Origin of the sequence: Paraburkholderia sp. UCT31 (assembly GCF_014397655.1) — a bacterium.
Classification (GTDB): domain Bacteria; phylum Pseudomonadota; class Gammaproteobacteria; order Burkholderiales; family Burkholderiaceae; genus Paraburkholderia; species Paraburkholderia tuberum.
Map to the genome: position 1 here is coordinate 133,356 of NZ_VZQP01000001.1, position 24,333 is coordinate 157,688.

The 24,333-nt window shown below is 65.8% G+C and carries 14 protein-coding genes; 10 read left to right on the top strand and 4 right to left on the bottom strand.

All coding sequences use genetic code 11. The annotated features are described in order from the left end of the window. Positions 1–67 precede the first annotated feature (67 nt). From F6X40_RS00620 to tssJ, 7 genes are read left to right on the top strand one after another with little or no spacing between them, the layout of a single operon-like run. Entirely contained in the window at positions 68–325 is a 258-nt protein-coding gene (locus F6X40_RS00620; RefSeq protein WP_187626483.1) for a PAAR domain-containing protein, read from the top strand. Then, complete coding sequence (locus F6X40_RS00625) at positions 294–1,571, top strand: hypothetical protein (protein ID WP_262421316.1); 1,278 nt, start codon at positions 294–296, stop codon at positions 1,569–1,571. Before F6X40_RS00620 ends, F6X40_RS00625 begins: the two co-directional genes overlap by 32 nt. Then, complete coding sequence (locus F6X40_RS00630; protein ID WP_187626484.1) at positions 1,568–5,179, top strand: ImcF-related family protein; 3,612 nt, start codon at positions 1,568–1,570, stop codon at positions 5,177–5,179. The genes F6X40_RS00625 and F6X40_RS00630 overlap by 4 nt, the downstream gene beginning before the upstream one ends. Next, positions 5,180–6,766, top strand: coding sequence for a type VI secretion system protein TssA (tssA, locus tag F6X40_RS00635; RefSeq protein ID WP_187626485.1), 1,587 nt, complete (start codon positions 5,180–5,182; stop codon positions 6,764–6,766). Positions 6,767–6,781: 15 nt separating this feature from the next. After that, positions 6,782–8,596, top strand: a complete 1,815-nt coding sequence (tssF, locus tag F6X40_RS00640) for a type VI secretion system baseplate subunit TssF (protein ID WP_187626486.1) — start codon at positions 6,782–6,784, stop codon at positions 8,594–8,596. Then, positions 8,593–9,744 carry a type VI secretion system baseplate subunit TssG gene (gene tssG, locus F6X40_RS00645; protein WP_187626487.1) on the top strand — a complete coding sequence of 384 codons (1,152 nt, stop codon included), beginning with the start codon at positions 8,593–8,595 and terminating at the stop codon, positions 9,742–9,744. Before tssF ends, tssG begins: the two co-directional genes overlap by 4 nt. A 23-nt stretch (positions 9,745–9,767) precedes the next feature. Then, entirely contained in the window at positions 9,768–10,289 is a 522-nt protein-coding gene (tssJ, locus tag F6X40_RS00650) for a type VI secretion system lipoprotein TssJ (RefSeq protein WP_262421317.1), read from the top strand. A gap of 13 nt (positions 10,290–10,302) precedes the next feature. Here the strand turns inward: tssJ and F6X40_RS00655 are convergent, their stop codons facing one another. The 3 genes from F6X40_RS00655 to F6X40_RS00665 all read right to left on the bottom strand — a co-directional run bounded on the left by F6X40_RS00655 (position 10,303) and on the right by F6X40_RS00665 (position 14,643). Further along, entirely contained in the window at positions 10,303–10,896 is a 594-nt protein-coding gene (locus F6X40_RS00655) for a ParB-like protein (protein WP_187626489.1), read from the bottom strand. An 86-nt stretch (positions 10,897–10,982) separates the two neighbouring features. Next, a complete protein-coding gene (locus F6X40_RS00660; protein WP_187626490.1) occupies positions 10,983–12,635 on the bottom strand; it encodes a murein transglycosylase A in 1,653 nt (550 codons plus the stop codon). Between the two features lie 37 nt (positions 12,636–12,672). Then, positions 12,673–14,643 carry a serine/threonine-protein kinase gene (locus F6X40_RS00665; RefSeq protein ID WP_187626491.1) on the bottom strand — a complete coding sequence of 657 codons (1,971 nt, stop codon included), beginning with the start codon at positions 14,641–14,643 and terminating at the stop codon, positions 12,673–12,675. A gap of 277 nt (positions 14,644–14,920) precedes the next feature. Here F6X40_RS00665 and F6X40_RS00670 point away from each other — a divergent pair, with 277 nt between their 5' ends. From F6X40_RS00670 to F6X40_RS00680, 3 genes are all read left to right on the top strand, one after another. Next, the gene (locus F6X40_RS00670) at positions 14,921–17,185 is read left to right on the top strand and encodes a CHAT domain-containing protein (RefSeq protein ID WP_316251774.1); all 2,265 of its coding nucleotides are present in this window, start codon (positions 14,921–14,923) and stop codon (positions 17,183–17,185) included. Between the two features lie 20 nt (positions 17,186–17,205). Next, positions 17,206–18,879 (top strand): ShlB/FhaC/HecB family hemolysin secretion/activation protein, encoded by a 1,674-nt coding sequence (locus F6X40_RS00675; protein ID WP_187626492.1) that lies wholly within the window; start codon positions 17,206–17,208, stop codon positions 18,877–18,879. A 66-nt stretch (positions 18,880–18,945) separates the two neighbouring features. Continuing rightward, entirely contained in the window at positions 18,946–23,505 is a 4,560-nt protein-coding gene (locus F6X40_RS00680; RefSeq protein ID WP_187626493.1) for a beta strand repeat-containing protein, read from the top strand. On the opposite strand, the gene F6X40_RS00685 is transcribed toward F6X40_RS00680, so the two are convergent. Then, complete coding sequence (locus tag F6X40_RS00685; RefSeq protein ID WP_222945953.1) at positions 23,502–24,302, bottom strand: glycosyltransferase family 2 protein; 801 nt, start codon at positions 24,300–24,302, stop codon at positions 23,502–23,504. The genes F6X40_RS00680 and F6X40_RS00685 overlap by 4 nt on opposite strands. Between the last annotated feature and the right edge of the window lie 31 nt (positions 24,303–24,333).

Consider the following 24,333-nt stretch of genomic DNA (forward strand, 5'->3'; position numbering starts at 1 on the left):
TGAAGCGGACCGAGTCCCCCGGAAAATCAAGCCGAATTGATCGAATCTGATTAGGAAGATGAATCGAATGAAAAAACTAGCATACGAAGGCGACAGCACGAGCCACGGGGGCAAGATCCTGACCGGCTCGAATCGGATCAAGGTCAACGGGCGCCGCGCGGCACGGGTCGGAGACCTCGTGTCCTGTCCGATTCACGGCGACAACGTAATCGTGGCAGGAAGTAGCAGTTTCAAGGATGCTGGCACGCCACTTTCATGCGATGGAGACAAGACCCAGTGCGGGAGTGTCCTCATTGCCCTATCTGATGGCGCGACGGTTAGCTAAACGAATGCCGATCGACTTCGCTCGTTTTCCGCCGCGGGTAGCGGTGCCTCCGCCTCCGCAACTATCAAAACTGGTTTGGACTGCGCTTCTAGGCGTCCTACTGTGTTTTGGTGCAGCACTAACGATTCTTCTATGGCCGCGAGGCGGACCAACCAATCCGATCTGGTTTTGGTTCTGCGCCATCGGTTATCCGATCCTGGCGTGGGCGTTTTTGCTGTGCTGCCGTCTCGGATATCTATATGCGCGACGCAGCGAAGCGATAGCGATGAATCGAGTTAGCGACCGTGAGACCGAAAATTGTCACGCCCTTGCCAGCGTGCCGCTCGCGTTGATAGGTCATGCATGGCGCTTTTCTGCCAATCGCGACGAGAACGATGTTCGAGGCATTGTCGATGGCAGCCTGAAGCTGGAGCCTCGGGCGAGCAGGGCCACGCCGAATACCGATGTTGATGCACGCTGGATAGAAATCCCGAACCAGAGGTTCAATGCTGGAAACGAACTCACGGAATATCTTCGCCAACGCGTGGTCTGCAACTGGCTTCTGGCCCAGTTGATCGACGATCTGACGCCGCAACTCGCTGCTCTTCCTGCGCGGATGACGCTTTACGTTGAAGCAGTTTCGCATTGCGCCCTTGAGAGCATCGAAGTGTCGGCGAGACTGAAGAATCTAGTTGCCGGGAAGTTCCCGTCGGTGCATGTGATCTTGAAGCCTCCGGCCGGATCCTCCACGTTGTTTAGTACCGACGCGTGGTTCGACAGCATGAGGCCAGAGGTGGCTCATCTGCTGGTCGCAGTGCAATTGCGCAACGCCGTCAGCGAACGTCTAGAGGATGGTGTTGCAGAGGCGGGCGTCGCGTTACTGCTGGGGCACCAAAATCTTGCCCAGACGAAGGCGAAAGCTCCTGCTGTGCTCCTGCATCGTCCGGCACGCGGTCTGGCCAATGCGGTAGGCGAAACGGTGGAAAACGCCACGCGTTGGGGAAAAGTAGAGCGGACGAACATTGGGGCGGTCTGGCGCCACGGAGTTTCGTCGGAAATGGAGGCCGCAATCAGGTCGTCGCCCGAATTCGATCGACAAAGCTCCAGGGTCGACCTGAGCACCACCGTTGGGGATTGCGGAGAGGCGGGCGGCTGGCTCGCCACCGCACTCGCGGCTGAATTCGCCGCGCGAACCGGGAAACCGCAACTCGTCCTTACGCAAGAAAACCGCGACCTGATCGCGCTCGTGTGCAGAAAACAAGCATGAATGAACGCAAGTCTGAACCGGTAGCTCTTTTCATTGGCATCGGAATTTTCATCCTTTTCGTCGCGCTGGGTCTGGCCGTCTGGATAGAAGGGCGGGCGCGCGGATGGACGTATGAGACACGAATCATTATTGAATTGTGCCTTCTCTCGGGCATGCTCATTGCGCTGATGCTAGTAAAGCATTTTGAAGCCGTCCTGCTGTGGATCGCCTCGATGCACGCAACGCGGTGGTTGGCTCTCTACGATTCGAGAAAAAAGCAAGCGCAAGGTGCCAGCGAAGGCGCGCCAGTAACGCATGTTGCGGCCCCGCAGAAGCATGTTGCATTGCGTAATGCGCTCCGCGACCTCCACGGCCGCCGCTGGCGCTACTTCGACCGCTGGATCCTGATAGCCGGCGACCTCCCTCTAGTCAAACGCCTCGCCCCAACCCTCGCCGAAACCGGCTACGCCATCATCGGCAGCACAGTCCTGCTCTACGCGACACAAACCGGCACGACCCTCGACACGGCCTGGCTCACCCAAATCCGCCGCCTGCGCCGCCGCCGCCCGATCGACGCGATCGTCGCGGTAACGCGCAACCGCAGTTCAGGCAACGCGCCATTCGACGCCGCCGCATTATCCCAACGCCTCGCCCGCCACGCCCGCGCGCTGCACTGGTCCGCGCCTGCCTATCTGCTGAACGTGACCGATTTCAGCACGGAACCAAAAGGCGAGGACGAAGCCATCGGCTTCACATGGTCGAGCGCGCGGGTGCACGCCAACCACATCGACGACTCGCTGCAAAACCTCACCCGCAATCTCGCCGATGCCGGCGTGCTGCGTATAGCCGAGGACTCGAACGATCGCTATCCCGCGGAACTGTCGCAACACATCGAAAGGCTGTCCAGCGCATTGTCGGGACTGGTCGCGCAGACGGCGCATTCGCGCTACTGGCGTCAGGCCGTCCACGGTCTGCTGTTCGCGCCACTTTTCAAGGAGCGCGAACTCGCTCTGCTCGCAGCCACGAACAAAGATACCAACACGGACAACGCGGACGAAAACGCGCGAGACGATCACCTCACCCCCCAACACCGAACGATCCCCCAAGGGGACTTCCTTCGGGGCGTCTGGCAAACCGTCGCCGACCACAGCCGCAAGCTCCACGGCCGCCGCGTCGGCTTCTCGTTATTCACCGCCGCCGCATGGACGAGCACCGCGGCCATCGCGCTATGGATCACCGGCACGATGTTCTCCGGCTGCACGAACCGCGCAACGATCCACACCGCCGGCGACACCCTAACGAAACTCGCGGGCATCCAGGACCCAACCCGATCGATGCAAACGCTCGACGCCCTCGACAAGCAGATCGACACACTCGAATCGCACCAGCGCGAGGGCGCCCCGCGTCTCACGCGCTTCGGTCTGAACCGCGACGCGGCACTGCTCGACGCGCTATGGCCAAGGTATGAAAACGCCGCCGGCAGCATCCTCGTCAGCCCGATCCGCGAGAAGCTCGAAGCCCGTCTGCATCAACTCGCGTCACTGACCGACGCCGAAATAGCGAGCGGCGGCAGCGGCCAGGTACAAGCCGCGTACGACACGCTGAAGACCTACCTGATGCTCGCCAAGCCCGAGCGCGCGGTCGCCGCCTTCCTCGCTCCGCAGCTCGCCGCGACGTCCGCGCTCGCGCGTCCCGACAACTCGCCGCTATCGGCCGGCACATGGGAAGACCTGCGCCAGCACACAATCGACTTCTTCGCGCATCACCTCGGCCAGCACGTATCGACAAGCGGTTCGTCGCTCGCAATCGTCCTCGACAGCGGACTGATTTCAGCAACTCGTCAAACGATCATCGGCGTGCGCGGCATTCAGAACTCGACCGACACGGTCTATCAGCGGATCCTCGACGACGCGAAAGCCAAATACCCGCCGATTTCGCTCGCGACGCTGCTCGGCGATACGCAGAGCAGAGGCCTCTTCAACTCGACAGCGACGGTCCCCGGCGTCTTCACACGCGCCGCGTGGGATGAGCGCATCGCGAAAGCGATCGACGACGCGAGCGAGCAGAGCAACGTCGCGGGCGACTGGGTGCTGTCGGACGTGAAGAGCAAAACCGAGCCGCCGTCGTCGCTAAAGGCCGCGCTGCGTCAACGCTATTTCGACGACTACGCGCGCGCGTGGGCGCTGTTCCTGAATAGCCTGCGCTGGCAATCAGCCCCGACGCTGTCCGCGACGGCCGATCAGCTGACGCTGCTCGGTGACCCGCAGCGCTCGCCGCTTCTGATGCTGATGAACGCGGTCGTCTATCAGGCGGGCACGGGCGCCAGCACGCAATCGCTGTCCGACACGCTGATCAGCAAGGCGCAGCAACTGGTCGGCGCCGACGAGAAAGATCCGTCGAAGCAAACCCAGCCGCAGCTTGCGCCGCTCGCGGTCGCGTTCGGGCCGATTCTGCGTTTGACCGGCAGCGATGTCGCGTCCAGCGCCACGCCGGCGAACGCGAAGGCCGTGGCGCGACTTACGTCGACTGGCGACCTGAGTCTCGCGCGCTATCTCGAACGCGTGAGCGCGATGCGTCTAAGAATCGAGCAGATGGTGTCGAGTGCGGACACCGATGCGATGTCGCGTGTGGCCGCGCAAGCGGTGCTGCAAGGCAAGACCTCGGACATCGCCGACAGCCGCGACTACGCGGGCCGCGTTGCCGCGAGTCTGGGCGAGCAGTGGGCCGGGTTCGGCGAGCTGTTGCGGGCGCCGCTCGATCAAACTTGGCAGGTGCTCGTGCAGCCGGCCGCGGCGAGCCTCAACGAGATCTGGCGCACGGCGATCGTCGCGGACTGGAACGGCGCGTTCGGCGGCCGCTATCCGTTCGCGGACTCCGACAACGACGCGTCGTTGCCCGAGATGGCGCGCTTCATGCGGCCCGACAACGGCGTAATCGCGCAGTTCGTGATCACGCAGTTGGCCGGTGTGGTCGAGCGGCAGGGCGATCGCTGGGTCGCCGCGCAGGGCGCAAGCCACGGCGCGTTGACGCTCGATCCCGCGTTCCTCGACGGACTAAACAGAATGACGCGCGCATCGACGGTGTTGTTCCCATCGGGCGACGCGCACGTGCGCTACGAGTTGCGCGCGGTGCCGACGCCCGGCGTCACCGACATGCGCTTCGTGCTGTCGGGCCGCGAACTGCATTACTTCAATCAGAAGGAGGAGTGGACGCCTTTCCTGTGGCCCGGCGACTCGCTCGACAACCTGTCGCATATCGAATGGCAGACCGAGCACGGCGGCCTGCGTTCTGCGCTCGACGCCCAGGGCCGCTTCGGCCTGATCCGGCTGCTCGAACGCGCGCAGGTGTCGCAGCAGGACGGCGCGCGTTACCTGTTGTCGTGGCAGCCCGATCAGAGCGAGGGCATTGCGCTACGCGTGCAGCTGCGCGGTGAGGCGGGCTCAGGGCCGCTCGAAGTGCTCGCGCTACGTCATTTCAAGCTGCCCGCGCGCATCTTCGTGACTGGTGCGGCAAAAGGCACACCGAAGCTATCCGGGGCCAATCCGCCGCCGTTGCCGCCGGCGGCGCTTGCCGCGGCGAAACGTGCCGCAGTGTCGCTGCCCAAAGGTTCGCTGCCGGAGGTCGAATAAATGCTGTCGAGTTTGTTGAAGACGCTGTTCCCGTCGCGTGATGACGAACAACGCGTGCGCGCGCGTGTCGATGCGTGGAGCGCATGGCTGCAACCGCTGCCGGGCGAACAGGGCTGCGGTCGCGACCCGGGCTACGAAGACCTGTTCTTCGAGTTGCGCGAGGAAACGCAGAAGCTCTCCGGTATCGACGATGGTCTGATCGTCCGCTCGTGCGAGCAGTTGCTCAAGGAGACCGGCAAGGATCTGCGTCTGGCCGGTTACTACGCGTTCGCACGTCTGCGCATGGACGGCCCTGTCGGCTTCGCGGATGGTCTCGAACTCGCGGCATCGCTTGTCGAGCGTTTCGGCGAGAACGTACTGCCTGCGCGCGCCGAAGCGAAGAAGGGCGCGCTCGACATGCTCGCCACCGCGCGCATCATCGAGCTGCTCGACAGTCGCGGCGAGTTCGCGCCGGCCGATCTCGAACGCGCGATCGCCGCGCTCGATCTGCTCGTCACGGCCACGGCCGCGTGGGCCGACGCGGCGCGGCCGAGTCTCGGCGCGCTCGTCGCGCGCTTCGAGCGCAACGACGCGTCGGTGCCCAGTAGTGAGCCCGATACGACAACGTCATCCGCGTCGGCCGGCGCTGCCTTTAGCAGCAGTCCAAACGTATCGATCGCATCGACGCGTGATCTGCTCGATCAGACCCGCTCGATGGCGCTGTGGCTTCGCGATCAGGAGAGCGGCTATCTACCGTCGGTGCGGCTGGTGCGCACCGTTCGCTGGGACACGCTGCACGAAGTGCCGCCCGGCGATGCGGCGTCGCGCACGCGTCTGATGCCACCGCGTGGCGAGCTGCGTCAGCAGATGAAGCGGCTCGTGCTGCAAAAGCAGTGGCATGAGCTGCTCGAACGCGTCGAGGGTGCGTTCATGGAGGGTGTCAATCATCTGTGGTTCGATCTGCAGTATTTCCAGCACGTCGCGCTCGATCACGTCGGCGCTCCCTATGGCGGATGGCGCGAACAGTTGCGCGCGGATTTCGCGCTGTTTCTCGAACGCTTGCCCGGCGTCGAACGTCTCGCGTTCAACGACGGCACGCCGTTCGCCGACGACGCGACGCTCGAATGGATCGCGCGTCACGCGGTCGTGCGCAATCTCGACGCGGGCGAAAGCATCGCGCCGCTGCCGGTATCGGCCGGCAACGACGACGATGCGACCGGTGACTGGCCCGAGATCGAAGCGCAGGCGCGCGACCTCGCGGGGCAGCACGGTATCGAGGCCGCGTTCGCCTGGCTCGAAGCGTTGCCGGGTCTGCGCACCGATCGTCATCGCTACCTGCAACGTCTGGTGATGGCGCGCCTCGCCGATCACGCAGGTCGCGCGGACACGGCGCTCGCGCTACTGGCCGAACTTGACGCGAGCGGGCGCTCGCTGCCGCTCACCCGCTGGGAGCCCGCGCTCGTCTTCGAGGTCAAGCAGCAACTGCTGCGCGCGCTGAAGGCGCTGAGCAGTCGTAAGGATGCCGATAAATCCGCGCTGGCACGCCGCATCGGCGAACTGCAAGCGGAGCTGACCGTGCTGGACCCGGCGCGGGCGCTGACCCTCTGATAACCATACCTAAGCATGGAACACGACGACCCCATCCTGCGCTACTACGAAGCCGAAATGCGCTACCTGCGCGAGGCCGGCAAGGAATTCGCGAAGGCGCATCCCGACCGCGCGCGCATGCTGAATCTCGATCGCGTCGGCGATCGCGATCCCTACGTCGAGCGGCTGCACGAAGGTTTTGCGTTTCTGACCGGACGCCTGCAGCAAAAGCTCGACGACGAATTGCCGGAGCTGACCGAAGGCCTCGTGAGTCTGCTGTGGCCGCACTATTTGCGGATGATTCCGTCGCTGTCGATCGTCGAACTGTTGCCGCTCGCGGAGAAACTGCAGCGAACCGAGGTCGTGCCGGCCGGCGTGCCGGTGCGCTCGGCGCCGATCGCGGTGCCGAACGCGGCGGGTGTCGAGAGCACAACGCCGAAGACCGTGCAATGTCTGTACCGGACCACGCAGCCGGTCACGCTGCAGCCGCTGTCGATCACGCACGCGGGCCCGGCCGTGCGCCACGATGGCCGCTCGATCATCCGGCTCGGCTTCGAGCTCGATCAGTCCGCGCGCCGCAAGGAAACCGATCTGTCGCGGCTGCGGGTGTATCTGAATGCCGATCTGCCGACCGCGTTCGCGATGCATGTCGCGCTCACGCGCGAGGTCGATGCAATCCACTGGCGCATTCCGGAAGTGCGCGACGGCGAAGCGCTGCCGCTCGCCAACGTGGCGATCGAGCCCGCTGGCTTCTCGGCCGACGAGAGGTTGTGGCCGAAGGCCGACGCGGCGTTTTCCGGGTATCAGTTGCTGCTCGAATACTTCACGTTCCGCGAGAAATTCCTGTTCGTCGATCTGTGTGGACTCGACGTGACCAAGCTACCGGAGAAGTCGACGCGCTTCGAACTGGAGATCTTGCTGAAGCACGCGTATCCGTCCGATCAGCGTTTCAGCGCGGAAAACCTGCGGCTTTTCTGCACGCCGGTGATCAACCTGTTCGAACTCGATGCCGAGCCGATCGAGATCGACCATCACGAAACGCAATACCGCGTGTTGCCGGCCGGCCATCAGGGCGAGCACGTCGAGACCTATTCCGTCGATGCAATCGACGCGTTCGATCACGACACCGCCGAGCGCTACGAGTACGTGCCGTTCGCGACGTTCCGGCATCGCGGCGGCATGCTGCGCCACGAGGCGCCGGAACGCTACTTCCATGCGCGCGTGCGGCCCGGTGTCGCGGGTCTGCATCAGACGTGGGTCGTGCTCGGCGGTCACGCGTGGGACACGATGGACACGCTGCCCGAGGAAAGCCTGTCGCTGCGCGTAACCGGCACGAACGGCATGCTGCCGCGCAAGGGCCTGCGCGAAGCCAGCATCGCCGAGCTGGCGGCCAGCACGCCGAACGTCGTGGGCGTGAACAATCTCGTCGCGCCGACCCTGCCGCTCTATCCGCCGACCGGCGACCGTTTCCAGTGGCGCGTGCTGTCGCACCTCGCGCCGAACTTCCTGTCGATGATGAACGCGGAAGTGCTGCGCGGCGCGCTCGCGCTCTACGACTGGACCAGCGACGAACTGAACCGCCGGCGCCTCGCGGGCATTCTGTGGGTGTCGCAGGAATTGCTCGAGGAGGTGTCGGGCGGCTCGGTCGAGCGTGGCGTGCACATCGAGGTGACACTCGATTCGCATGCGTTCGCGGGCGACGGCGACGTGATGCTGTTCGGCGAGTTGTTGCAACGTTTTTTCGCGCTGTACGCGGAGATCAATCTGTTCACGAAGCTGTCGATCGTCAGCCTACCGTCGCAGACCCGCACGGTCTGGCCGCGCAGCAAGGCGCAGCGGGCTCCGCTATGAGCGCGTACGCTAACGCTTTCGAAGCGCGCAATGACCCGCCGAATCTCGACCCGCTCGTCGCATCGCTCCTCGCGCGCGCGCCGCGGATGAACTTCATGCAGTTGTGCCGACTGCTCGAATTGCGGATGCCGCGGCAGCCGGGCTTCGGCACGCTCGATACACCGGCGCATGAACCGGTGCGCTTCCGGCCACGCGCGCGCACAGGCTTTCCGGCGGGCGAGATCGCCGCAGTCGAATTCGCTGCTGATCCGGATTCCCTGGTCAGTGCCGCGGCGCCGACCGTGCGCACGACGTTCATGGGTCTTTACGGCGTCGACGCGGCGATGCCGTCGCACATGATCGACGAGATCGTGATGCGCGAGGAAGGGCACGAAGCGGTCGAGGCCTTTCTCGATCAGTTCAATCATCGTTTCGTCACGCTGCTGTATCGGGCGTGGAAGAAGTACCGCTATCCGGAAAGCTTTCGCGCGGGCGGCAGCGATGCGCATTCGCGCAATCTGTTGTGCCTCGCCGGCTTTGGCTGGGGCGACAAGCCGCAACGCGCCGGCTTGTCCGATTCGCGGATGCTCGCGCTGCTCGGTCTGCTGATCCAGCGAACGCGCACACCTGAAGGGCTCGCGGGCGTGATCGCGCTCGCGGTGCCCGGCGCGGACGTGCGCGTCGATGAGTTCTTTCCCGCGCTCGCGCGCGCGGGCGAGCCGCAGCCGCTGACGTCGTCGGCCGCTCGTGCCGGTGCGGTGAACGAGGACGCGCGTCGCGGCCTCGGCGGCGGCTATGTGCTCGGCAAGCGGCTTGCGTATCGCAGTCGCGCGGTACGCGTGACGTTGCGGCCGGCCCATGCCACGCAGGCGCACGATCTGTTGCCGGGTGCGTGGCTGCATCGCGAGTTGATGGCGTTCGTGCAGTTGTATGTCGGGCTGAAGGCCGACGTGCATCTGCGGATGGAATTGTCGTCGCGCCTCGCGCCGTCGCCGGCGATCAACTCGCCCGGCCCGGTCGCTGCCGGATCGGCCGGACCCGCGCCGCGCCTCGGCTGGACGACCGTGCTGCCTGCCGTGAACGAACGCCTGATCGACGTCGCACTCGGGGTCTATTGGGCGCTTCCGAAGCCCGCCGCCAATCCGTACCTGACTCATGCCGCGTCATGAACGACGCGCCGAAAGGACCATTGATGAACCTTCGTTTTACCGTTTCCACCGTTGCGTCCGTCGCGCTGCTGTCGGCATGCGGCGCCTGGCAATCCGTATCGGACGCGTCGTCGAGCGCTTATCACGCGGTGTTTTTCAAGCAGATCAAGGTGCTCGACATCGATCTGTCCGCGCGCGAAGCGCTGAACCCCGACGATGCTGGTCGTGCGACATCGGTCGCGGTGCGCGTGTATCAACTGAAGGACCGCAAGATGTTCGATGGGGCGTCGTACGAGGATCTGCTGAAGAACGACCGCACGGTGCTCGCGCAGGACTTGCAGGCGAGCATGGCATCGGTGCTGAATCCCGGTGCGTCGGCAAGCCTGTCGCAGCCGATGCGGGCCGACACGAACTATGTGGCGGTCGTCGCGTTCTATCGCAATCCGGGTAGCGGGGATGGTTGGAAGTATGTGATCGGGAAGAAGAAGCTCGATGCGGACAAGCCGTTGAAGATCTCGTTGATGGATCAGTTTCTAGTGCCTGCGGGCAGAGCGGCCCACGATTGAGTGGGCCGCCGACTCAATCCGTGCGACCGAGATAGCCCGGTAGCCCCAATGCAGAGTCGCTCCTCGCCAGCTTCAAGGCTTCCTCGAGCAAAGCTGTGAACTTCTCGTCGCTATCGGGCCGCGGCAACGTCGCGCGAAAGAAGTCGGCCCAGCGAAATTCTTCCAGCGGGACACTGGTTTTTTCATAGCCGCCGGCATCGCGGACCGCTGCCGCGAGGCTTCGGTATTCATCGTCCTTCATTTCCCACACGTGCTCCGCCAATTCGGCAAACGGCCGGCGCACGCCTTGCGCGTCATACGGAAAGGTCCATCGTTGGTTTTCCATGCTGAGCCAGAACGATGCCCACGTGTACGACGAAAGATCCCGCACCAGCACGACCGGAACCGCGCGCACGCCCACCTGCCACAGCGCCGCCGCCACATGGTGATGATCGATCGCGAACGGTATGCCGTTGGGTCCGCAGACGACCGGTATCGGCTTTTCGGCGATGGCCATCTCCAGGTCATGGCTGCTCAGGGACCGGTATTGGCGGGCTTTTTCGCGGACCTCCCGCGCGCCGTGGGTCATTTGTGTGGGGAGGAGCTCTTCGATTTGCCGCGTGTCCATGTCGGTCTCCTTGTCTGGATGCGTTGACGCGGCTCCCGCAAATTTCATGCCCCCGGGCGAGGCGTCGCCCACTTTCCGCCAGACGTCTACGGCGCATCGTCCACACACAGCACCGGGTCGCTGACCAGACAATCCGCATCAGACGCGGCAGGTCCGCCGCCGCGCGTTTTCAACGACGTCTGCTGCGCGGCGATGCGCAATCCCTTGGGCAGCAGCACCCACATGCGCAGCCGCTCTTTGGTGTGGCTCGCCTGGGTCTGCGCGGTTTGACCGAAGCCGTAGAAGTAGTCGGCTCTGACGGCGCCCTGAATCGCACCGCCCGAGTCCTGCGCGAGCATCAGGCGGTTGATCGCGCCGGGTGCCTGTGGGTCGTCACGCGTGGACACGAATACCGGCGCGCCGAGCGGCGTGGTGCGCGGATCGACGGCCACCGAGCGGCCCGCCGACAACGGCACGCCCAACGCGCCCAGCGGACCGTTCGGTGAATCGGGGATCACACGAAAGAACACATAGCTCGGATCCGAAACCGCATACACGGGATGAGGTTTCGGCGTGGTCGTCGCCAGGGTGAAACCGCGCAGCAACGGCGACGTGGGTTCGTCATCGTCACCGTCGGCGGGCGCCGCGTTGCCTTCGTTGCTCGTAGCGGGCGCGCCGTCGTCGCTGACGTCGACCTCCATCTCCATGCCGCGCACGACGAGCTTGCGCGCGCCGGCCGTCGCGTTGCCGCTGTGCGCGAGCGGCGGCAGGAACGGCCGGCCGTTCTGTTCCGCATAGGCGAAGCGGCGAATCGAGCCGTCGCTCATGCGGACCTTGCCCGCGCCTTGCAGCTGCATCGAGTACAACATCACGGGGTCGTCGACATAGGCGAGGATCGGCGCCTTCAGTGCGCCGCGCTCGATCTCGGCGCGCGTGTAGTACGGCACGATGCGCCCGCCATCGAGCCGCAGTCGAATCTTCTTGTCGCGGATATCCGGCACGCTATCGCGCAGGTCCAGCGCGTAGACGCCTTTGAGGTCGCCGCTCGTCGTATCGCTGAGCGGGATCACGTTACGTCCATCGATGCGAGCCGCGCTCACGTCACCTCGCGCGCGGTCCGGCAGGCGCCGCGCGTCGAGGTAGAGCATGTCGGCCGGCGTGCCATAGACCGGATAAAGATAGGCGCCGCCGTACTGCTGGCTGCCATTGAGCAGCGGCTCGTAGTAGCCGGTCATCGTACCGTCGAGCGAGCGGTCGGGATTGCGGATCTGGTACGCGTTGAAATACGTTTCGAAGAATCGCCGGATCGCCGCGACGTCGCCTACGTCCACCGCTCGCGCGGCATTGCACGGTTCCGACCAGCCGCTGCGCGCGCCGAGCACGGTGCAACTGCGGCGAAACGCTTCCCATGACGCGGTGACGTCGTCCGTGTCCCACCCGGGCAGGTCGGCGAAAGCAATCGGCTCGTAGTAAGCGTGGCGCGTGGCGAAGCCGCCGCTCAACGCAGCCTTGGGACGCGGGTTATTGGAGCCGGTGGACGTGCCCGAGACCGTCGCGTGTGTCGTTACGGGAGCCGGCGTCGGCCCAGGCATCGTCGGCGGCGCGGGTGGCGATGCTTGCGCCGTCGGCGCCGCCTGCTCGACCGGCGAGGTCGCCGTGTGGCTCGTGTCCCCCAGGATGACGCTGGTCGCGGGCGTGTTGCTCGCGCAAGCCGCGAGCGTGGCTGTCAGCGCAAGCAGGAGAAGCTGAGCCCGTTGCATGCGGCCTCCTTGCGGACCATCGCGAACGTCGCGCGTGCTAGCCTGGCGGCTTGACGGCATCGATGGTGAACGTGGCGGCGCCGAACGCGCCGGTGCAATCCGCCGTGCCTGCCGGGCAACGCGGCTTGCCCGCGAACGGCGAGTAGCGCGGGCCGCGACGCGCGGCCGCTTGCTGCTGGGCATCAGCGGGGATTGACTGGAACGGCGCCGCGGACTTCAATCCACCGTCGGAAAAATCGCGCGGCGTCGTCGATACCAGCGTCAGAAAATGGTTGGGACCAGGCGGGTTGCCCGCCAGCATCGGCCAGCTGGCGCGCGGCAACGACAGTGTCTGACCGGCGGCGATCCGGTTGTTGCGATCGAGTCCGTTCGGAAACAGCATCAGGTACTGACCGTCCGGATCGACCATGAACACATACACGTAGCCCGCGCGGTTGCTGTCGAGTTTGAACTGCAGATGATCCTTGCCGATCGTGGCGGACGTGCTGCGCGGTGTGGCGGTGACCTGAATCGATGGATCGGCCAGCGTCACGATTCGCTCGAGTTCGCTCGCGGGGGTGAAGGGCGCGAGGTCGTCGGCCTGCGCGGGTGGTGTGGCGGGCGCGGCAACCGTGGCGGGCGAGGCAGGAGCAACCGGGGCAACAGGGGCAACAGCAGCAACGGCTGCCGGGCTTTGAGCGGCATTGCCAGGCGTCGGCGCAGCCGTGTCGCGCGCATCCGTGCTTGCCGTGACAGCCGGGCTCGCGGCCGGTGGCGAACGCATGGCAAACCACGTACCGACCGCCGCGAGCGCCACGACGCAAACGGCACCTGCTGCGATCAAGCTCGTGCGTTTCTTTTGACTACCGCCAGCCGCACGAACGGCCGCTGTGCCTGGCTCATTTCGCTTCGCCTCGACTGTCGCGGCCGTCGCGGCCGTCGTTGTTCGCGGCGCATTGGTACCCGCTGTCTCGACGGAAGCGCGAGTCGTGGGTTCGATCGCCGCAGCGGTGTCATCACGCGTATCGATGGCAATGCCCAGTTCGTTCGCCAGCGCCTGAACGCTTTGCGGGCGCTGTTCGGGGCGGACCGCGAGCGCATGGTCGATCGCGCGCAGGAACCGCTCGCTATAGCGGCCGGCCGCCGTCGTGGCGAGCGGCACATACGTGTCGCTCATCAGTCTGCCGACCGACGGCGGCGGTGTCTTGCCCTGAATCGCGAAATAGATGACCGCGGCGAGTGCGTACACATCGGTCCACGGCCCCTGTTTCAAGGCCGCCACTTCGGCATATTGCTCGACGGGCGCATAGCCGGGCTTCAGGATCACCGTCAAGGCCTGGGTCATGTCGCCGATCACGCGCCGCGCCGCGCCGAAGTCCAGCAGCACGGGGCGGCCGCTGCCCTTGAGCAGCATGATGTTGTCCGGCGCGATGTCGCGGTGATAGCACTGCGCCGCATGCAATACCGCCAGCGCTTCGAGCAGCGGCGCGAGCAGGGCGCGCAGCCATGCTTCATCGGGTGGGGCATTCATGCGGCGCAAGCCGTCGCGCAGCGTCACGCCCTCGTAGTACGGCATCACCATGTACGCGGTGCCGTTGGCCTCCCAGAACCGGTACACCTTGACGAGCGAATGATGATCGAAGCGGGCGAGCAGCCGCGCCTCGTTGATGAAGCTTTTCAGGCCGGCGCGAAAGGTTTCTTCATGACGTTCCGAGCGGACCGACACTTCGGCCGTGCCGACGCGCGAGGCCAGCGCAGCGGGAATGTATTCCTTCAGCGCGACGTGACGTCCTAGCTGGGTGTCGTAGGCGAGATAGACGATACCGAAGCCGCCTTCGCCAATCAGATCGACGATCTCGAACTCGCCGAGCCGTGTGCCGGCGGGCAGCGCATGTTGCGCGTTCGAACCCTGCGCGGCGGGGCGGGTGACGACTGTGCGATCGGCGTCCGCCGCTTCGGCGGGGTTCTGCTGGCCGTCCGGTCCGGACGCCCGTTGCACCATCACGGTTTTGTCGTCGGGGCTGCTCATCGGCTGTGGCTCCCTGGAGGGTACGACGGCAGAGCCCGGCACACGCGAGCGCCACCCTCACGCGCAGGCGCGTCCGTCTTTAAGACGAATGAGCGGGTCATTTTTTGAAATCAGGCGGGCGCGCGTGCCTGAGCGGTGGTCCACGTGCGGCCGCCGGTTTCAAAATCGGCCGGCCGGATTCGTCTATACGGTGTCGGTCAACCGCTGCGTGCAGCTTGCGGGTTGTACGCGCATTCCATCCCAGCCGCTTCCTTTTGCCTTCTTGCAGGAAGTTAAAGTGAACGAGCGCCAAGGCTTATCGAGCGGGATGGGACACCGCGTCGTGCGACGCGACTCGCGGCGCGCGGTCGTCGCATGGGCGCACCGGATCGACGCCGCGTGGATCACGGGCGCGCTCGTCATGGGCTCGATGCTGCTGGGCGCGGCGGGCAATACGCTGGCCGCTGGCACGTCCGCCGCCGCGGCGCGGCCCGCGAGCGCCGTGGCCCTCGCGCCCGAGTCGTTCGGCTTTCGTCAGGCCGATGAACGCGAACGCGACGCCGAAACGATCAACACGTTGACGTCCGAGGGACGTCTGCTGCTGTCGCGAGACCGCGTCAAACTCCCTGCCTACGACTATTGCAGCATGTCCGTCGCGGCCGCCGAGCGCGGCGACTTCCGCGACAGCGTCGATGCCGCCGCGCGCGCCCTGGTGGTGGCCGGGCAGACCAATAATGCGGATCTGGCGGCCCTGTCCAAACGCGATCTCGCGATCGCCTACAGCTATGCCGGCGACCTCGACAACGCCGAACGCTACGCCCGCGATGCGCTCGCTTCGACGCCGAAGGCGCCCGAGCAGGTCTTTGCTCCGGCCAACAAGGTGCTCGGCGATGTCGCGTTGCGCCGGGGCAAGCCGCAGCAGGCGCTGGCCGCCTACGAAGACGCGCTCACGACCGCCTCGCCGCGTTACAAACCGCTGGTGCTGATGTCGATCATCAACGCGCAGCTCGCCGAGGGCGATACGCCTGGCGCGCGCCAAACCTTCGATGCCGTCGGCGCACCGGCCACCGCGGAACTCGCGCCCGCCTACCGGCGCATCGAAGGCAATCTGCTGCTGGCCGAAGGCAAGCCCGAGGATGCGAAACACGCGTTCGAAGCGCTGTTGAGCCAAAGCGGCAATTCCAGCGACGCCAACTACGACCGCCTGTGGGCCCACGAAGGAATCGGCCGCGCCGACCTCGCGCTCGGCGACAGGCCGCATGCGCGCGAAGCCTACCTGCTGGCCGTCGACGACTCCGAGAAAATCCGCGCGCGGTTTCGCAGCGACGAGTTCAAGACGGCGCTGTTCGGCGACACGCAAACGGTATTCGAAGAGGCCATCGCGCTGACGGTCGAAGCCGGCGACTACGAGAGCGCCTGGAGTCTGTCCGAACGCAGCCGGGCGCGTGCGCTGCTCGACGTCGTGCGCAACCGCGTCGACGCCGGCGTCGACGACCGTCAATTGAACGGGCAGGTGCCAAGTCTTGCCGCGACGCGCGGCGCGCTCCGGCCCAACGAGGCGATCGTCGAATTTCACAGCCTGCCCAACGAGCTGATCGTCTGGGTGGTGCGCAACGATGGCCTGACCGGCCACACCTTGCCGATCGCGCGCGCCGACATGGATGCCGCCGTGACCGACCTGCGCAATGCGATCGTGCGCCGGCGACCGGCCGCGCTGACCTATGGCGACAAGCTCGATGCGTTGCTGATCGCGCCGCTCGGCTTGCGCGCGAACGAGCGGCTCATCATCGTGCCGCACGGCGCGCTGCACTATCTGCCGTTTCAGGCGCTGCACGATGCCGACGGCTTTCTGATCGAACGCCATGCGATCGCGCTCGAACCATCGGCGAGCGTCGCGGTACAACTCGCGCAACGCCAGCAGAAGATCGCGAGCGATCTGGTCGCGTTCGGCAATCCGACCATCACACCTGCCTATGCGCTGCCAGGGGCCGAGGCGGAAGTGCAGGGCATCGCGCCGCTGTTCGCGCGCGACGAGGTGTTTCTGCATAGCGATGCCACGCGCCTGAGCTTTCGCGACAACGCGCCCGCCGGACGCGTGTTGCACGTGGCGACGCACGCCCAGGCCGACACGATCGATCCGTTGCACTCGAGCATCCTGCTCGCGCCCGCGACGCAGCCGGCCGACGGCCCGGACGCGCTGCTGGCCAAAGACATCTACAACCTGAAGCTCAACAACGTCTCGCTCGTCACGCTGTCGGCCTGCGAGACGGGGCTTGGCCGGATCGCGCGCGGCGACGAAATTCTCGGCTTCACGCGCGCGTTCTTCTATGCGGGCGCCACCAGCCTGATCGTGTCGATGTGGCCGGTCGCGGACGAATCGAGCGCGCTGACGATGCGCACCTTCTACGCGCAACTCGCGCAAGGCCATGACGCGATCGACGCTATGCGCACCGCGCAGCTGGCGGTTTTGCACACGCCGCGCTTCGCGCATCCGTTCTTCTGGGCGCCATTCGATCTGATGGGTGGCTGGCGTTTGACCATCGCGCGTCAGCAGCAGGGATGAACCAAACAAACCCTAGACCGATGAACAGACTCCGACTGATCGCCGCGGCGGTGTCCTGCAGCAGTGCGCTCGCGTGGGGCCAGACGCTGCCGAACGCGGGCAGCATCCTGAACCAGACGGCGCCGCGCGAGACCCGGCCGGCGCCGCCGGGCGGCACTCAGGCGTTACCCGCCGTGCCGCCGCCGGCGGCGCCCGTGACGGCGCCCGGCCCGACCTTCCTGCTGAAGAGCATCACGTTGAAGGGCAACGATACGATCGCCAGCGACGCGCTGCTTGCGCCCGTTCAGGACAAGCTCGGCAAGCAAACCAGCTTCGCCGGGCTCGAAGAGATTGCCGCGCGCATCACGCAGATTTATCGCGATCACGGCTATCTGCTCGCCCAGGTGGTGATCCCGCCGCAGGACGTCACGTCCGGCAACGTCGAAATGAGCGTGCTCGAAGGGCGCGTCGGCCATGTGCGGCTCGACATCGCGGCCGGCACGCCGATCCGCGAAGATCTGTTGCGCGCGCGGGTCGCGCAGATTCCGTTGGGCAAGCCGCTGCAGCAGCACGAACTCGAACGGACCATGCTGCTGCTGTCCGATCTGCCGGGTATTCAGGTCTCCTCGGCAATCGAAGCGGGCGAGGAGCCGGGCACGGTCGATCTGACCGTCAACGTCGCGCCGGCCAAACGCTGGACCTTTGCGCTCGATGTCGACAACTTCGGCGCGGAGTCCAGCGGCACCTGGCGGCTCGGTGCGCTCGCGCGCCTGAACTCGCCGTTCATGATCGGCGACAACCTGGACCTGCGGCTGCTCGGCAGCGAACGCGGCGACACCCTTTACGGGCGCGTCGGCTACGAAGCGCCGATCAATGCGCAAGGCACGCGCGTCGGGGTCGCGGTGTCGCGGCTCAACTATGCGCTCGGCCAGGAATTCGCGTCGCTCGACGCGCAGGGCGAGGCGACCGTGGTGGACTTCACGCTCACGCATCCGCTCGTGCGCACACGCAATCAGAGCCTGTTGGGGCGTGTCAATCTCGAGTATCGCGACCTGATCGACAACGTCGGCATCGTCGATCAACACAATCCCAGATCGCTGGTGGAGGGCAGTATCGGCCTGAGCTATGAAAGCCGCGACGCGCTGTTCGGCGGCGGCTTCAATAGCGCGGATGTCGAGCTCTTGATCGGCAGTCTGCATTTCCGCAACGCGCAAGCCGAGACGCTCGATGCCTCGCCGCTCGGGCGCGACACGCAAGGCACCGAAGTGCGCGCCACTTTCTTCGCCAACCGCCTGAACGCGATCACCGAGCGGCTCAGCGTATTCGCCGGCGTGTCCGGCCAGTGGGCCGGAACCACGCTCGACAGTTCGTCGCGCTTCCTGCTCGGCGGCCCGCACGCGGTGCGCGCTTATTCGCCGTCCGAGGCACTGGTCGACGAGGGGTTCGTCGCCACCCTCGAAGGGCGCTTTGCGATCGATGCGCGGGCGACCGTGTTCACGTTCTTCGACTTCGGTACCGGTTGGTACAACGCCACGCCGCGTCCGGGCCAAGGGTCGAACGTGATCACGCGCAGTGGCGCGGGTCTCGGCGCGTTCTGGGCCGCGCCGGGCGGCATTGCGCTACAAGGCACGGTCGCATGGCGCACGACCGGGCCCGATACGACCGGCAACGACAGGCTGCCGCGCTTTTATGTGCAACTGACCAAGACGTTCTAGCAGGCAGCGAAACGCAACGAGACGCAACGCAACGACAAGCAGCAGCAATCTGCACCGAGGTGTGCGATGAACAAGCCATGCAATGTGCGACCCGGGCATGTGAGCACGATCGCCGGCGCGGTCGCCGCGTTGTTCGCGGCGTCGTATATGCCGCTCGCGCTCGCGAATCCGACCGGCGCCCAGGTGGTGGCCGGCACGGTCAGCATCAACTCGCCGGGCGCGGGACAGATGCACATCACGCAGGGCTCGTCCAATGCGATCGTCAACTGGAACACGTTTTCGATCGGTAGCGGCGAAGCGGTCAGGATCTCGCAGCCGTCGGCTTCCGCCGCGCTGCTCAACCGCGTGACGGGCAACGACCCCAGCGTAATCGCCGGACGCCTGCAGGCCAACGGCAAGGTGTTTCTCGTCAATCCGGCGGGGGTGATCTTTGCGCCGGGATCGTCGGTGAACGTGGGGTCGATGATCGCCTCGACACTCAATATCTCCAATGCCGATTTCCTTGCCGGCAACTTCCATTTCGTCGGCGCGTCCGCGGCGGCGATCAGCAATGCGGGGTCGCTGACGGCGGCCGCGGGCGGCACCATCGCGTTGCTCGGCGGCACGGTCAGCAATAGCGGCACGGTCAGCGCAAAACTAGGCAGCGTCGCGCTGGGCGCGGGCAACGACATCACCGTCGACTTTGCCGGCGACGGTTTGACCACCCTGAAGATCAACCAGGGCGCGGCGCACGCGCTGATCGGCAATACCGGCACGCTGGCCGCCGACGGCGGCACCGTGGTGATGAGCGCACAGACGGCCGACGCGCTGGCGGGCACCGTCATCAACCAGCAAGGCATCGTGCGCGCGCAGAGCCTGAGCGAACACGACGGCCGCATTCTGCTCGACGGCGGCACGAACGGCGTGACACAGGTGAGCGGGACGCTCGACGCCAGCGGCGGCGCGGGGCAAACCGGCGGCAGGATCGACGTGACCGGCTACGACGTGGCGCTGCTGGCCGGAGCGTACGTCGATGCGAGCGGCGCCGCGGGCGGCGGAACCGTCCACTTCGGCGGCGGCCCGGCGGGTGCGGACCCCTCCGTTCGCAATGCCAATGCGATCTGGATGTCGCCGACCGCCAGCCTCCATGCGGATGCGCTCGTCGACGGCAATGGCGGCAACGTCGTGGCTTACAGCGAAACGGCCGGCCGCATTTACGGCACGTTGACCGCGAAGGGCGGGCCGCAGGGCGGTAACGGCGGCTTGATCGAAACGTCCGGCCACACGCTCGACACGACCGGCATGAGCGTCGACGCATCGGCGGCGAAGGGTCAGGGCGGCAGGTGGCTGCTCGATCCGTTCGAGGTCGACATCGTGACGCAGGTGCCGGATGTCACCGCGGCGCCGGTCCCGACGCAAACCGCAGCCGATTCGAACACCATGACGTTCGGGCCGATCACGGGCAGCACGTTCATCCTGAACACGGCGCTCACCGGTCCGCTGAGCCTCGGCACGTCGGTGACAGTACTGACAGGGACCGATCCCAACTTCGGCGCGGGCGACATCGTCGTCGACGCGCCGCTCAACCTCACGACCGGCACGCTTCCCGCCACGCTGAAGCTGAGCGCGACGGGATCGGTGCTGGTCAACAACACCATCACGTCGAGCGCGGGGCCGCTCAGCCTCGTATTCGATGCGAACGTGGGCGGCACGAGTCCGCTCAGTCTGGTCTCGTTCCAGGGCGTCACGGTGAAGACCAACGGCGGCAGCGTGACGTTGGGAAGCGGTGGCGCGAGCCCGGTCCTGATCCAGAACTCGAACATCGACACCGCGGGCGGCGATCTGACGGTCACCGGCACGTTCCCGATCAATGGCGTGGCGATTGGCTATCTGATCACGTCGTCGTCGGCCATTTTCATCGACTCGTCGACCATTTCCGCGGAGGGCGGCGTGTTCTCGCTGACGGGCGTGGCGCTGGGTCCGAACGCCAACGGTGTGGCGATCAACGGCACCAGCTCGCTGTCGACGACGAGCGGCGCGCTTCGCATCACCGGCACGGCCACCGCCGGCGGCGGAGGCAACGACGGCGTGATCGCACAAGGTGACAATACGATTCAAACCGGCAGCGGCGCGCTCACCATCAGCGGCGCCGGCAGTTCGAATATCGAGGATCAGGGCATCGGCGTGCTTCTATCAGGCACTTCAGCCAGCACGACGAGCGGGGCACTGAGCGTGAACGGCAGTTCTTCAGGCAGCAGCGCGATGGGCGTGTTCCTGACCGGCGGCGCCACGGTGGGCGAGGGTCCCGCGCTGCAGCCCGGGCTCAGCAGTTCGGGCGGCGCGATCACGGTCAACGGTAGCGTGGCGCAAAGCGCGCAAGGGGGCTTCGGCGTCGAGATTCAGAACACCACGATCTCCAACACGACCGGCGCGATCGGCGTGACGGGCAATGTCACCGGTACAGCCGCCGGCGGCACCTTCGCGGACGGCGTCTATTTCTATGGCACCACGTTGAGCACCGGCAGCGGCGACATTTCCGCCACCGGCAGCGTGTCGTCGAACATGAACGTCAGCATCGGCCTCGACATGCATGGGTCGTCGGTCCAGTCGACGAGCGGCAACCTCGAGTTCACCGGACAAAGCGTGGGAGCCGCGGTCAACGGCGACTCGGTGATCGGGCTGATGTTCGAGAACACGCTATGCGTGGACTGCATCCAGACAGCCCCCGTATCGGTGACGACCGGCACGGGCACGGTGAGCCTGTTCGGCAGCGGCACCGGTCCGTTCGTGCAGGGTGTGCTGATCACCGACGGCACGACGATCACGTCGACCAACGGCGGGGCGATCGATATCCGCGGCGCGGTGAGCGGCCCGGCCGGAAGCAGTCCGAACCTGCAGAACGACTACGGCGTGCTGATCGCCAATGGCGCGATCAGCGCGACCGGGACGCGTACCACCACGATCGGCATTGCCGGTTCGACCACGACGTCCGATCCGGGCGTCGCGATCGGCCTTGCGGTGCCCGAGATCGAGCAGAGCGAGTTTGGGCTGATCAATCCGACCTCCATCGCCACCGGCGGCGGCGTGACGAGCGCGGTCGCCAATGCCACCGCCGACAACGTGACGATCTCGACGACGAATCCCGCTTCGATCGTGTTGCGCGCATTCAACGACGGCACGGCGAGCAGCCTCGCCATCACGCAGGCGACGCTGTCGTCGCCGGGCGGCGTGCTGTCGATCATGCCGGCGTCGGTGGACCCGTCGAGCTTCACGATCACCGCTCAGAACGCGATGCCGATCACGCTGCTCGGCACGGGCGGCGGTCTCAGCATCGACGCCCCGACTTTCTCGACCTTCGCGTCGATTCCCAGCATCGTGCTCGGGTCCAGCACGCAAACCGGGCGCATCACAGTGAACGGGCAGTGCGTATCGGCCGGCTCGCCTTGCGTGCCGACGCGTCCGGGCTTCGCGAACAATCTCACGCTGTCCAACCCGGGCGCGGACAGTCAAGGGATCGCGCTGACCTATGGCATCTCGACTCCGGGCCACACCTTGATGCTGCTGTCGGCCGGTCCCGTCACGGACCCTGGCGGCATCCAGACCGCCGGGTTGATTCTCGCCGGCCCCGGTACCTTCACGCTGACCGATCCGCAAAACGACGTCGGCGTGCTGGCGATGGCCAACGCGGGGAGCGTCGACTTCTCGAACTCGCATGGCTTCGTGATCGGCCCGCTGACGAGCCAGACGTTCGACTCCGTCGCGAGCCAGTTGAGCCCGATGAGCGTGACGAACTCTACGCTAACCGGCAGCCTCGTCGCGACCGCTACGACCGGCAATATCGGGCTGGGCGCGAGCACGCCGTCCGCGACGGCTCCGAATACGAATCTGAGCGCGGGCGGCTCGATCGATCTGGTGATGGAGAACGGCGTGTTCGTCGATGCGAACTCCGGCACACTTGGCGCCGGCAACGCATGGCGAGTCTGGGCCAGCACCTGGAACGGCGAGACACGCGGCAGCGTGCAGCCGAACACCGCGCAGCCCAATTTCTACGGCTGCCTGTTTGGCTCGGGCTGTAGTTGGGGCGGCACGGTGCCCACCACCGGCAATCATTTCGTCTATGTCGCACGGCCGACGGTCACGGTCAGCGCGGACGGCGCGACGCGCTACGTCGGCGCACCGAACCCGGCGTTCACCTACACGACGAGCGGTCTGATCAACGGCGATACCGCCGCGGGCACGTTGAGCGGCTCGCAGACGACCACGGCCACTCTGACTTCACCGGCGGGCGGCTATCCGATCGACCCCAACTTCACGTCCAGCGTGGGCTATATCGTCAACGAAGTGCCGGGCACGCTGACGGTGATTCCGTTTCAGAGCACGATCCCGAATCCGCAGGGCCCGATCCCCAATCCGGTCGCGCAAAGCGGTCTGCAGACGTTTTTCAGCAGCCAGGAGCAGACGTTCGTCTACGAAAACAATCTGCAGGGCACCAACATCTGCATCGGCTCGAACCAGCCGCTCTTCAGCACGACGCCGCCTGGCGAGAAACAGGACATCCTCGCGGTCGAATGGAAGCGGGTGCGTTCGCAGCCGAACCTGAACAGCTGCCTGCTGACCAACACCCAGCACGGCTGCGGTGACTTCTAGCGGGAGCCGGGCGAAGCGGGCGGGACGGGTGGCGCGGCGCCTGCGGGCGAATGCAGCGCGCGCAGTTGCGCGATGGCGGCCTCGGCGCTCGCGACGAACCGTTGCGAGAGCCGCCATGCTTCGACGACCTCCTGATGGACGGGCTGCTCCATCCCGAGGTGAATCCGGAAGAATCGTTCAGCGTGGATGGCCGGGTGGTAATGCTGGCGCACCCGCTTCGCGTCGATCAGCCGCCGGTTGCCGAACAGCCTGCTCAATGCCCACGAAAACGCGCCGTCTTCTCCGCCGACGCGACGAAAGAACGCGTCGAGCGGAAACCCGCCCAGCGCGCGATACACCGCCCGCCGGATCACGAGACTGCTCGGCACGGTGTTGCTGAGGATTGCGGCATATTTATCGAAATCGGGATGCTCTACGATCGCGCGCGGAAAGCCCGCATAGTCGACGTCGAGCCGCACCGATGCCTCGCCCGGACAACGCTGCAGATAGCCACTCGCCGCGGCCAGCGCGCCGGGCAGATATTCGTCGTCGGCGTCGATGAATCCGAGCAGATCCTCGGTCGCGTGCATCGCGGCCCAGTTGCGCGCGGCGGCGACACCGCCGTTCACGTGCATGCGCAGCACCTGCACGCGCGCGTCGAGGCGGCCGTAATGTTGCGCGAGTTCGATCGAAGCATCGGTCGAGCCATCGTCGACGACGATGATTTGCGCGGCCTCAGGCTGGATCAGGCAGCTTTCCAGTGCGCGGCCAAGCGTTGCCGCCATCTGCAGACAGGGAATGATGATCGAGATCGGCATGATGCGAGCCCCGTTCCGATGCTGATCCGCT